7 protein-coding genes and 1 CRISPR repeat array (1 of these 8 cut by a window edge) are annotated in these 13,597 nt (G+C 34.4%); of the genes, 2 read left to right on the plus strand and 5 right to left on the minus strand.

Annotation, left to right across the window (positions count from 1 at the left end; all coding sequences use genetic code 11):
* Positions 1-3,199: direct repeats of the CRISPR family, unit length 46 nt; unit sequence GTTGTGATTTGCTTTCATTCTTTGAACTACTGATATTTACAACAAC (it extends 1,400 nt beyond the left edge of the window).
* A gap of 123 nt (positions 3,200-3,322) precedes the next feature.
* Genes cas2 through cas9 form a run of 4 tightly spaced genes read right to left on the minus strand, consistent with a single transcriptional unit; the run spans position 3,323 to position 8,911 of the window.
* Positions 3,323-3,652 carry a CRISPR-associated endonuclease Cas2 gene (gene cas2 / locus DU508_RS15565; protein WP_199562725.1) on the minus strand — a complete coding sequence of 110 codons (330 nt, stop codon included), beginning with the start codon at positions 3,650-3,652 and terminating at the stop codon, positions 3,323-3,325.
* Positions 3,653-3,655: 3 nt separating this feature from the next.
* A complete protein-coding gene (cas1, locus tag DU508_RS15570; protein WP_115403724.1) occupies positions 3,656-4,681 on the minus strand; it encodes a type II CRISPR-associated endonuclease Cas1 in 1,026 nt (341 codons plus the stop codon).
* Positions 4,678-4,977, minus strand: coding sequence for a hypothetical protein (locus DU508_RS15575; protein WP_115403725.1), 300 nt, complete (start codon positions 4,975-4,977; stop codon positions 4,678-4,680). Before DU508_RS15575 ends, cas1 begins: the two co-directional genes overlap by 4 nt.
* Before the next feature lie 13 nt (positions 4,978-4,990).
* A complete protein-coding gene (gene cas9, locus DU508_RS15580; RefSeq protein ID WP_115403726.1) occupies positions 4,991-8,911 on the minus strand; it encodes a type II CRISPR RNA-guided endonuclease Cas9 in 3,921 nt (1,306 codons plus the stop codon).
* A 285-nt stretch (positions 8,912-9,196) separates the two neighbouring features.
* Between cas9 and DU508_RS15585 the strand changes: the two genes are divergently transcribed.
* Positions 9,197-10,045, plus strand: coding sequence for a glycoside hydrolase family 25 protein (locus DU508_RS15585; protein ID WP_115403727.1), 849 nt, complete (start codon positions 9,197-9,199; stop codon positions 10,043-10,045).
* A gap of 158 nt (positions 10,046-10,203) precedes the next feature.
* Here DU508_RS15585 and DU508_RS15590 read toward each other — a convergent pair whose 3' ends face one another.
* Complete coding sequence (locus DU508_RS15590; RefSeq protein ID WP_115403728.1) at positions 10,204-11,301, minus strand: mandelate racemase/muconate lactonizing enzyme family protein; 1,098 nt, start codon at positions 11,299-11,301, stop codon at positions 10,204-10,206.
* Positions 11,302-11,572: 271 nt separating this feature from the next.
* Here DU508_RS15590 and DU508_RS15595 point away from each other — a divergent pair, with 271 nt between their 5' ends.
* Positions 11,573-13,594, plus strand: a complete 2,022-nt coding sequence (locus DU508_RS15595) for a thioredoxin domain-containing protein (protein ID WP_115403729.1) — start codon at positions 11,573-11,575, stop codon at positions 13,592-13,594.
* Positions 13,595-13,597 lie beyond the last annotated feature (3 nt).

The raw sequence follows: 13,597 nt of genomic DNA on the forward strand, positions 1-13,597 counted from the left end.
ATATTTACAACAACAGAAAATCAAAAATGACAACGGACGTTTGGTTGTGATTTGCTTTCATTCTTTGAACTACTGATATTTACAACAACCATTCCTAATGACAACGGGAAGCCGATTAAGTTGTGATTTGCTTTCATTCTTTGAACTACTGATATTTACAACAACAGCTCCTAATGAAATAACCCATTCATTATGTTGTGATTTGCTTTCATTCTTTGAACTACTGATATTTACAACAACACAATATTGTCAAAGCCTTTATCATTTATAGTTGTGATTTGCTTTCATTCTTTGAACTACTGATATTTACAACAACTTCTGCAAGTAATTCGTTTGCAAGTTCTAAGTTGTGATTTGCTTTCATTCTTTGAACTACTGATATTTACAACAACATGGTTGCTATGTGGATGTAGTGGTTAGGGGTTGTGATTTGCTTTCATTCTTTGAACTACTGATATTTACAACAACCCTTAAACCTTTACCCATCCCCTGCTCAAGGTTGTGATTTGCTTTCATTCTTTGAACTACTGATATTTACAACAACTCGTTTACACTATACTTACACCAGAAAAGTGTTGTGATTTGCTTTCATTCTTTGAACTACTGATATTTACAACAACGATGTGATGTCTGGATTGAAGATAAAAGCTGTTGTGATTTGCTTTCATTCTTTGAACTACTGATATTTACAACAACAGGAAGCATTCACATGAGTAGTGAACTGCCGTTGTGATTTGCTTTCATTCTTTGAACTACTGATATTTACAACAACCATGATCAATATCAAGTATGATGTTGCCATGTTGTGATTTGCTTTCATTCTTTGAACTACTGATATTTACAACAACGTCGCAGTACGAAGAGAAAGCCGTAACAGGGTTGTGATTTGCTTTCATTCTTTGAACTACTGATATTTACAACAACCAAAAAAATGAATTTTCTATAGCTGTAGGTTGTGATTTGCTTTCATTCTTTGAACTACTGATATTTACAACAACAATGTGCTTCATCAGCTATAATTAAACCGAGTTGTGATTTGCTTTCATTCTTTGAACTACTGATATTTACAACAACTCTATAGGAGTACAGAATACTTCACATAATGTTGTGATTTGCTTTCATTCTTTGAACTACTGATATTTACAACAACATATAAACTGATTTCTGATCGTAAGTTCGGTTGTGATTTGCTTTCATTCTTTGAACTACTGATATTTACAACAACTTCTTCATCATCAACCTCTGTAATAAATAAGTTGTGATTTGCTTTCATTCTTTGAACTACTGATATTTACAACAACGATGTGATGTCTGGATTGAAGATAAAAGCTGTTGTGATTTGCTTTCATTCTTTGAACTACTGATATTTACAACAACAAGTTTCTAAATGAATCAAACCATTCATTGTTGTGATTTGCTTTCATTCTTTGAACTACTGATATTTACAACAACCTTTACCCGCGCATCGGTGTTGAGCCAATAGTTGTGATTTGCTTTCATTCTTTGAACTACTGATATTTACAACAACTCAGCACTTTATTAACACAATCCTCAAACTGTTGTGATTTGCTTTCATTCTTTGAACTACTGATATTTACAACAATATCAATGTGGACGCACTTTGATCATTCATCGTTGTGATTTGCTTTCATTCTTTGAACTACTGATATTTACAACAACCTAGGTACTCGTTTAGCCAATAAATAGTAAGCTGTGATTTGCTTTCATTCTTTGAACTACTGATATTTACAACAACAATACGACATAAAAGTAACACCTTTTAACGGTTGTGATTTGCTTTCATTCTTTGAACTACTGATATTTACAACAACCTTTACCTGTGTCATCCAGCCCTAAAAGTTGTTGTGATTTGCTTTCATTCTTTGAACTACTGATATTTACAACAACTTAAACAAATGTATTGAAAAACTCGATAAAGTTGTGATTTGCTTTCATTCTTTGAACTACTGATATTTACAACAACCACGTCTAAACGTGGTGGTGTTTCTCTTGAGTTGTGATTTGCTTTCATTCTTTGAACTACTGATATTTACAACAACACTGATCGTTCCACCTCTTACCGCCGCATAGTTGTGATTTGCTTTCATTCTTTGAACTACTGATATTTACAACAACTAATATAAACCCCTTTAGCATCAACAATTAGTTGTGATTTGCTTTCATTCTTTGAACTACTGATATTTACAACAACGAAGATATTGACGAATACATTGAAGATTTGTTGTGATTTGCTTTCATTCTTTGAACTACTGATATTTACAACAACCGTAAATGACTATGGGATCATCATCGGCCGGTTGTGATTTGCTTTCATTCTTTGAACTACTGATATTTACAACAACTAGAACCCCGTCCCTTACTGTGAATTTTGCGTTGTGATTTGCTTTCATTCTTTGAACTACTGATATTTACAACAACCAAATAAGCCAGAGGAGAAAGTACCTAAGTGTTGTGATTTGCTTTCATTCTTTGAACTACTGATATTTACAACAACAATTAGATTTGCGCCATTAACGTTTACTTTGTTGTGATTTGCTTTCATTCTTTGAACTACTGATATTTACAACAACTGTAGGTTCCATTAAATGCCCTGCCAAAGTGTTGTGATTTGCTTTCATTCTTTGAACTACTGATATTTACAACAACTTTAGCTTTTCCATAATATTATTTATTTAGGTTGTGATTTGCTTTCATTCTTTGAACTACTGATATTTACAACAACCAAAACCTTTTGATTGGCAAGAGAACCGTAGTTGTGATTTGCTTTCATTCTTTGAACTACTGATATTTACAACAACTACAACGAATTCAGAAATAACCAAGCTCCTGTTGTGATTTGCTTTCATTCTTTGAACTACTGATATTTACAACAACAAAGCAGCATGCGAGTATTTTCAATGGTGTGTTGTGATTTGCTTTCATTCTTTGAACTACTGATATTTACAACAACAAACAATCTTGATAGTTTGAGCATGGGAGAGTTGTGATTTGCTTTCATTCTTTGAACTACTGATATTTACAACAACTGAGGTTGCTGCCAATTGCAACAGGGATTTGTTGTGATTTGCTTTCATTCTTTGAACTACTGATATTTACAACAACTATACTAGATGTTTTTGATGAATGGGACTAGTTGTGATTTGCTTTCATTCTTTGAACTACTGATATTTACAACAACATACCATAGTTCAATTAACTATCCATCAGTAGGTTAGTTCAAAAATTAGAATTAAAAAAAATCGGATGTATTTGCATCCGATTTTTTATTCTAATCATTTCTTTTATTGTAATGGTATTATTTTTAAAACAATTCGAGTTGTTGCGGAGTATCAGGTAATTCTTTTTCTTTCTTTCCGTAAAATAATTCCATCATCCCAAATTGCTTATCTGTAACCGTCATGATACCGATATGCCCTTTTTCTGGTAATAATCTTTTAACCCGATTAATATGTACATCGGCATTTTCTCTACTGCTGCAGTGCCTCAAATAAATAGAGAATTGAAACATCGCAAAGCCATCCTTTAAAATTTCTTTACGAAATTTAGAAGCTATGCTACGTTCTTTTTTCGTTTCAGTTGGCAAATCAAAGAAAACTAATACCCACAAAATTCGATATTCATTTAAACGCATCAATTAGAATGGAAGTTCATCATTAGATTTTTTATAGCCAGGCTCAGTAATTTCATTTATGGTAATAGAATTAATGATCTCATCATTTTTATAAAAGCTCCTTTTCGTCTCGAAATTCTTCATGATGGGGTAGTTAATTCTCCGAATCGTTCCTTCATAACATTTAGCTAAAGAGGAAGTTGTGCTTTGCAGCCCAACCATTAACGGACTTTTGCTCTTTTCAAATTGAACATCAACAGTAGCGATACCTAAAAGTTGTGTTTTAATTGACGTTCCCAATTCTAAAAAGTTTTCCCCTCTATCTATAATACCCAATACAATTTCATCAACATAGGGGCGATAAGGTTCCATAATATCATCTGCCAGGCAATAGGCATTGTATTTATTTCGATGATGAATGCCAAGGGTGGGGAGTAAGCCAGAGCAAACTAAGCCTCGGGCAACGATAGCCCTTAAAATGGCATAACCATAGTTGAGTAAATTATTGGGCGGATTACCGTCACGGCCACGAAAGAAATCTAATTTTTTAGGGAATACATTTTTCCAGTAATAGGCAGCAGCTCTACCTTCATAATTATCAGGATCACCAGAGCGTACAGATTTTGCCCAATGAACCATGTTTTCACACGCAATGCCCCGATTAAAAAGAATGGCTGCCTGGTTTAAAATTTTAGCCTGAACGGTTTGTTGCCAAAGTTGTTTTTTTAGCGGCTGAGAGGCATCAATTTGATAACGGAACCTTTCACTTTGGGTGTTATGTCCATCAATGGGTAGCATCATGCCGGTAGGATGGCGACTCTGATTGCAGGTTATAATGGCTGCATTATTTTCTAATAGTGCAGCAATGCAACCATGGGTAATGGTTATTTGTTGGTTATCCAAGATAATAATTCCAATATCTTCTATCGGAATCGATTTTTTAGATTCTTTTTCGCCTAATGATTTTAAATGTGGTAAATCAATAGCGAGCTGGTTTTGCTGTAAACTCAGGTAAGCTGGATTGCTAAAGTGGAGCGTTCTTTTGATCATACTATAGAAACTTTAAGATTTTCTATTTTTTTGAATTTGCTGAAGCTTTCTATATCCACTTTACACTTTATTATCCGTCCAATATTAAATTTAGATAGCGCTAGATCATCCAAATAAAGAAACGGAATTTTTAAATCATCAACTTCTGCAATAATTTTTCTTTTATTAGCTTTATCGAGGTTTATTTTGGTCATAAAATCAATGATATTATCTATCTCATCCTTTTTCGCTTCTTCAAATGAATTAAAAATTTTTATGGTATTTTGGGTTTGATAGAAAATCGAGTGTTTATTCATAACGAGTGTTTATTCATAATAGATTATCTTCTGAGGCTTTATATTTGCCGCCCTCCCCAATTTTAGTAATTTCTCCTAAATGATTTAATCGAACTTTAATTGGGTTCAATTCATTTAAAGCGCCAATACTTCTTATATTATACAATCTTTTACTTTCTTTAACTCCAGAAATGTTTTTTAAATCTGAATTTTTTGTTTCTACATGATGTCTAAACCAATAATTGTTTTCAGATAAACTCCAAACCAAATAGAGGTTTTTACTCAATAATGCTTTGTTATTTTGTTGTACGGCTTCATCAAATTCTTCTTTGGATAGCCCTAATACAAACATTTCATTTTGTTGCATGCTAAATTGCAACTCCAAATTATCAGCAGGAAGCTTATCTAAAAATGCTTGTGGTACATCTTTATCAAGTAAATCATTCCAAAGGCTATTAGTGTTATTTATAATATAAGGAACTCTAAATTTTTTACGTTCTACCGCGTGCCAAAAAGTACATAAATGTTGTATCTGTTTTCCTTCACTATTTCTGTAAATTGCTATATGATGGTTATTCCCTGTTTTTGCGAAACCAATTTCTTTGCCATTTTCGTCTTTTTTAATAGCTTCGACAGCTGAAAGTCCAGTGAAACATCTAACTGTAAGAATTGGTATTTTTTTATTTTCATTAAACCAGAGAGTATCTTTAAAGGCTTCTTTTTCTTTACCATTGTGAGCATCAAGTCTAGCTTGTACTAAGTGCTTTACTTTTTCATCAATAATATACTTCACATCGTCCTTTTTTAAATCGGTAATTTTGTATTTAATCACAAATTCATCTTTATAACAATGAGAAGACGTAAGTAAAATGGTTTTAGCTAAATCAAGATAAATAGGAGCCCTTTTTAAAGACTCAATAGACTTTTTAATATTTCCCTCGAAATCATTTAGCCTTTCTTCGACTTTAGTTTTAATAGTTGGTTCGGCAATTAGACTTGGGTTTTCAAACAAGTATTTTATGGGATATTTAATTAATAAACCTGTTTTGAAATCTTTAGCAATAGTTTTAATTTTTCCATAAACAAACTGTTCGTGTAAAGCACCTCTTGGTACAATTACGCCTGTGGTTTCATTTTTGCCTATAGCTTTAAACTTGCTTATAGTAGCTACTTTTTTGCCAGCTTTGAAAGAAACTAGTATTTTGTCTGCTTCTTGTTCAATATATTTTGTGGTAAAATTTTCTGGTCTCTGTGAAATCAAATAAATATTAAGTTGATTATTTTTTTCTTTTTGTCCTTTGATTATTTCATTCTTTTCACTTAATATCTTTTCATCATAGTTTTCGCCATATTTTTTCTTAGCACTATCAATTTCCTTTTGCATCTCATCCTTTGTCTCACTAGAACTTAGAGTATTTATTCGCTGGATAAATCCTTGTTGTGTACAGGCAATTACAAGCGCATCTATTGCATGATGGCGATGATCGTCGCGTTTAGTCCAATTTGTAATTTCTTCTTTTTGGTGTTTACGATTTCCACGATCACTTGTCCATTCTTTTAATTGTGTTTGTCCTATTTCTCTATACTTGGGTAACTGTAAATTCATTAATACATCGTCCCAACCCCAAAGTTGCCGAAGTTTTGCTGTGACATTTCCTTCTGTACTGGTAACGTTATGACAAATCTTTCCTAAAATTTCTTTTGCTTTTCTAGCAATATAAGCCGTTTCACGTAATTGTCTATCAATAAAGTTTTCCCATATTTTTTTATCAGCTTCGGTCTCTTTACCAACTTTTTTGCGTTCTTGATATTCTTCGAATGAAACTTTTAAACGTTGCATTTTTCCGTAAGAAATTATTCCTCGTTTAAACCATTCATCAACTCTTGTCACATAATCGTTTAAGGCTTCACTTCCTTTTTTTGAGATATAGTCGTAAGCTGTATGATTAGTTTTAGTAGAATTACAGTTTCTATGTACCAGCACTTTGTTGGTTTGCGAATCGTCAAACAATAATGCTTTGGGTACAATATGGTCTACATCGAAATTATCGCCACTTAATGCCTCGGCAAGATTAAATGTTTCGCCACAATAAATACATTGATTAGCAGTTTGTGCTTCTTTCCAATTTTTATCTTTGGCAGGAAAAATAAACTTATACTTTTGGATATAACGTTTGGTAGTTGGTAAACCTAGTTCAGCAAGTTTAGTCATAACTAGCTCGTTCAGTTTTTTATTAAATCCATTCTGCTTATCGGCATCTTCACGCTCGTCTTTGCTTTGTTTTAATTCTCTGGCAAGCTCTACTCTAATTTCGTAAGGTTTTCCATATTTCTCGATAATTGCATTTACTACATTTATCATTTGGTTTAGAATTTTCTCTACAACTGGTTGTCGCAAACTATTTTTTGATAATAGTTGCAGTCGTTCGTCTAAAATATTTTTTGATTTTTCTTCTTTGGTTAACCTGCGATTATAACCAGCAAAACTTTCAGCATCTGATTGATTGTATCCTAACATCAAATATGGCAACATTTTTCGCATGGCTTTATTAGATTTGTTGCCAAATGCTTGCTTGTTAAAATCTATTCTAGAAAGTTTTTCTGCAATTTCTTCATCAAAGTTAAAGCGTTTTACTAAGGCATTTTTACACTCATCTAGTTCTTTAATAGAATAGATAGTATGCCAAAGTTGATAAAATGGTTCTTGCTCTAAATCTGAAGATAATTCTACACTATCTCTTTCATCTAGAATTTCTCCAGTCTTTTTATCAACTAAAATAGCTGAGTGTTTTGATGGAATTGTTTGAGTGTCAAATTTTAAATATTCACTATTTCCTATAATTTTATGAATAGCTGAATAGGTAATATTACCTTGGATGCCTTTTAAGATTTGTTTATTAGCATAAACTTGTTCTTTTTTTAGTCCTAATATTTTAAGTAGTTCTGCAAAACTTAGATTTTCATTTACCGAAAGATAATTTGCAATTATTTGCTTTTCTTCAATAGTAGGTATTCTATCGCCCCATTTGTATTTACTGCCTTCAGGATTTTTAGTTTTTATGGAGATATTGTTTACTACTTCCCAAATTTTACATAGCTGAAATAACGGAGACGTTCTAGGTGCAACCTTTGGTCCTGTGAATATGGTTTTATCTTGTTGGGTTTTCTTGTCAAAATAAGTAGTTTCAAAACCTTCAAATTCACAGATACTTACTAATCCCTTTTGCGATTTTAACTTACGTTGATAATAAATAATTTCATTCCTTAATGTATGGATAATTTCATCAGTTAAAAAGGGATGTTTAAGTTTTTGAGCATTTATAATCGCATCAAATTCTTCAATATAAGCTTCTCTTGGATAGACTTTTTCTTTTACTCTAAAATAGGTGTTGTTTTGATGAGCTAGATGTAATTCATCAAAAAAGTGTTGTCCTAAAGTTTTATTTTGTTCTTTAAGTTCAGTATATCTTCCTTTAACTTCAGCAACATAATCTGTATCTTTTTTATCTGCATTTGCTTCACTTCTTGCTGATTTGTACCCTCTTTTCTGATTGAGCATATAGAGTATTCTGCCCAATTGTTCGGGAGTTATATCTTCAATGTCAGAAACAGCATCACTTCTTAGTTTCCATAAATCGAGACTTGGTAATTTCAGTAATTCTTCGGTAGGGAAGATGTTTAGTTTTTCTAAAATCTTTTTTAGACTATATTTAAAATCATCAGACTTTTTTAATTGTTTTCTATCATATCCTTTCCTTTGAGTTCTAGCTGTAGTTCTATCCTTATTTTTAGATATAGCCTGCCCTTTCTGAAACTGATCTCTAGCATCTGCATCTAAAGGAATTATTCTAGAACCCATTGCAATAATTCGGATGGGTATATTATTTTCATCAACTTCAATCAATGCCCAACCAATGCTATTTGTTCCCAAATCTAGTCCTAATATTTTCTTCATGAGAGATTATTTTAATGTTTTAACAATATCTGATTTAATTTTTTAATTCAGTTAAATCAGAAAAATTATTCTTAATCATGAGTATTAAACGCCATACCCAAACTTAAAATCATTTATTTTTAATTCATTACGGTTTCCCGTAATCTGCATCTTAAAATAATTTCTATCTTTGACATGAAAGCAAATCACAATAAGGATTATTCCGTTGTGAAAACATTCAAAGCGGGGCAACTCGCTTTTTTTATTTCTCCATATTTTCCTCAATTTAGCAGCATTAAATAGCTTATGCCGCCAGCCAAAAGAAAACGGGTAACCCGAAAAACCGTTCGTAAAAAGAAACCTAAACCGCTACCGATTCAATGGAAAGTTGCTATTGCGGGGTTATTATTGATTTTACTTTCTCCATTATATTACGGGTATGTGCTTAAAGATTTCGTGGCCACCTGGCGATGGGTAAAAGATTGGGGGCAGGACCCCAATTATCGCACTTACGAAAGTTTTAACATTAAAATTCCGAAGGCATATACCGTACATGGAATTGATGTTTCATATTATCAGGGCAAAATAAACTGGCAAAAAGTGAAAGAAATGAAAGAAGACGAAGTGAATATTCGCTTTGCTTTCATTAAAGCAACTGAAGGCATTTTACAGGTTGACCCTTACTTTCAGCGTAATTGGAGAGAAGCACCAAAAGCTGGTATTATTTGCGGCGCTTACCACTTTTTCAGGCCAAAAAAAGAGGGGAAAACACAAGCTAAGTTTTTTTTACAGGTGGTAAACATAGAAAAAGGAGATTTACCCCCTGTTGTTGATATTGAGAGCCTGGACGGTGTTTCGCCATTAAAAATGCGGGCAGAGCTTGCAGATTTTCTCAATTTTGTGGAAATGAAAACCAAGGTTCGTCCGATTATTTACACGGGATTAAAGTTTTATGAAGATTATTTGGCTGATCATTTTGATGAATATCCGTTATGGATTGCTCATTACCATCAACCCAAATTGAGAATGGATAAAAGCCGCTGGAAATTCTGGCAACATTCTGATAAAGCGAAAATCAGTGGCATTGGCCATGTAGTAGATTTTAATGCGTTTAACGGCGATAGTACGGCACTGGCAGGAATGCTTGTTCATTAGTGCAGATGTTCATTAGTTCAATGGTTCATTAGTCATTGGTTCATTAGTTCACTGGTCATCTGTTCATTGGTACAAGGCTATAAACCTAATGAACTAATGACACCAATGAACTTTACGCACCCAAACCTGCCTACTAATGAACCAATGATACAAATGAACTAAATAATCCAGCTTTCACATTTTTCCAGGAAAAATTCATCTGCTTCAGCACCGATTCCAATTTCATCGGGCACATCAAGGAAGTATCCATTATAAGTTAAACCGCCAACGGCCGGATCAACCAGGTGGCCTAATAGTGCGGTATCCAGATCAAAAAATTCCACATTTGGACTGGCCAATGCAAAATGTAAGTTCGCACTTAAAGCGATCCTGCTTTCCAGCATACTCCCAATCATACATTTTACACCGGTTTGTAAGGCTTCTTCGTGTATTTTTTGTGCTTCTAAAATGCCTCCCGATTTCGAGAATTTGATGTTAAGGTAGGTGGTAGATTGACTGTTGATCAGTTTCCGGGCGTCGTGATGGTTATAACAACTTTCATCAGCCATTAATTTAATAGGAGAATTTACATTAAGCTCCGGCAGTTTATCATCATACCAGGTTCTCATGGGTTGCTCACAAAATTCGATGTTATACTTTTCAAGCTCGCCCAGGGCAAATAATGCATCGTCAAAACTCCAGCCCTGGTTGGCATCTAACCGTAAAGTCATGTCATCTCCTACAGCTTCACGAATATGTTTTACCCGTTCTATATCATCGTGAACTTTTTTGCCCAGCTTAATTTTAATGATTCTGCAACCTTTTTCTTTGTATTTTAGTGCCGTAGCCGCCATTCCCCCAGGTGTATCAATGCCAATGGTCATATCAGTTTCAATTGTTCTTTTGGTTCCACCGAGAAATTTATACAGCGGTAAGCCTGCATGTTTTGCTGAAATATCAAACAAAGCCATATCAAAAGCACTTTTTATGGTGCTGTTATGATCTGCGTAGCCCAATAAATCGTTCATCCGTTCCGGAATTTCCAGCGAATTTTTTCCTTTTAAAATAGCTGCAAAATCTTTTGCCATGGCAATGCAGGTATCTTGCGTTTCGCCAACAATCATCGGAAAAGCAGAGCATTCGCCAATGCCATTTATTCCGGTATCGGTATAAATTCTAATCAGCACATTCTGTGCAAAATGCATGGTTCCTGTAGCGATTACGAAAGGTTCCATCGGAATGCTGAAGCGATATATTTCGGTATGAGTGATTTTCATGATTGGGTTAGCGGTTAGGGTTGAGGGTTTAGGGTTGAGGGGTTAGGGATGATGTGTTTAATTCGGGAGGTTCTTCAAAAAAAGTACAGTCAGTTGTCATACGCTCAATCAGGATTTAATGATAATCTTTTTTTATTGCACTAAATAAATGTTTCTGGCCAATTCCATTGCTTGTAGATTTTCAACTAAAGTAGAAAAACAAAAACTAAAACGAAACAGCTTTGTAGATAATTAATAGCTTTACAAGTTCAATTGAAATATTTTAGCATTCATGTCAAACCATCATTCAGCACCCAATAAGTTAATTAACGCCTCTTCGCCATACCTGTTACAACATGCTTACAATCCTGTAAACTGGTACGAATGGGGTACCGAAGCTCTGGAGAAAGCTAAGGCAGAAAATAAACTCATTTTAGTGAGTATCGGTTACTCTGCCTGCCATTGGTGCCATGTGATGGAGCGTGAAAGTTTTGAAAACCACGAGGTTGCCGAGGTAATGAACCGGCATTTTATCTGCATAAAAGTAGACCGGGAAGAACGCCCGGATATTGATCAGATCTATATGTATGCTATCCAGTTGATGACCGGCAGCGGAGGCTGGCCTCTGAATTGCATTTGTTTGCCCGATCAACGCCCGATTTACGGGGGCACGTACTTCAGAAAAAACGATTGGATTAACATTTTGGAAAATGTTGCCGGATTGTGGGCAAATGAACCCGGTAAAGCCATTCAATATGCCGAAAGATTAACAGCCGGAATAAAAGACAGTGAAAAAATAATTCCACCGGTTTCAAAAGAAGATTATACTCAGGAACATTTAACAGAAATCATTGAACCCTGGAAACGCCATTTCGACATTGGTTTTGGTGGATATAACCGAGCTCCCAAATTTCCACTGCCCAATAACTGGGTTTTCTTATTGCGTTATGGCTTTTTAAGAGATGATGAATCTGTTTTTACTGCAGTATGCCACACGCTTGAAGAAATGAGTCGTGGGGGAATTTACGATCAGATAGGAGGTGGTTTTGCCCGTTATTCTGTAGATGATCAATGGCATGTGCCCCATTTCGAAAAAATGCTTTATGATAATGCACAATTGATCAGTTTATATATTGAAGCTTATCAATGCACCAAATTTGAAGCTTTTAAACAAACGGCAGTGGAGACCATTGAATGGGTTTTTAACGAAATGACTTCGGCAGAAGGCTTGTTTTATTCTGCTTTAGATGCTGACAGTGAAGGAATAGAAGGTAAATTTTATGTTTGGGATAAGAAAGAATTTGACCATATTTTGGGCGATGATGCCCGGTTAATGGCCGAATATTATCAGGTTACCGAAGATGGAAACTGGGAAGAGGAGCAAACCAACATTTTACGTAAAACCTTATCAGATGATGATCTATCAGAAAAGTATGGAATTGATGCAGAAACCTTGTATGAAACTGTAAAAGCTGCCAAAGTAAAATTGCTTCAGGTCAGAAATAAAAGGATCAGACCAGGTTTGGATGATAAATGCTTAACGGCCTGGAATGGAATGATGATTAAGGCATTAGCCGATACAGCACAGGTTTTGAATCATCATCAATACTATGAAAAGGCATCGGCAGCCGCACGTTTTATTTTAACGAATTTAAAAACAGCTAGTGGCGGATTATACCGTAATTATAAAAATGAAAAGGCATCCATTACCGCATTTTTAGATGATTACGCCTTTATAATTGAAGCATTGATTGCTTTATATGAATATGATTTTGATGAAGAATGGTTAACAGAGGCAAAAGCTCTTGCAGATGAGGTGATCGCAAATTTCAATGACGCCGGCTCGCCCATGTTTTTCTATACCTCAGCGGAAGGAGAAAGTTTAATTGCCCGTAAACACGAAGTGATGGATAATGTTATTCCTGCATCAAATTCAACCATGGCACAAAACTTAAAGAAATTAGGGTTGCTTTTTGATTTGGATGATTACACCGATAAGGCATCAGCAATGCTTGCTGCGGTTTATCCAAAAATAAAAACATACGGTTCTGCCTATTCCAACTGGGCCATACAGTTACTCAATGAGATACAGGGAATTAACGAAATAGCCATTGTGGGTTTAGAAACTGATGTGGTTAAACTGGAGTTAAGCAATCATTATATTCCCAACAAAATTACATTGGGTGGAACAAAAAGTAACCTGCCACTGTTAAAAGGTAAGCAAAGCAATGAAACAAAAGTTTATATTTGCCGAAATAAAGTATGCCAGTTACCGGTTAAAACTGTTGAGGAAGCATTAGCGTATTTACATTAAAAC

Source organism: Pedobacter chinensis (assembly GCF_003339865.1).
GTDB classification, from domain to species: Bacteria; Bacteroidota; Bacteroidia; order Sphingobacteriales; family Sphingobacteriaceae; genus Pedobacter; species Pedobacter chinensis.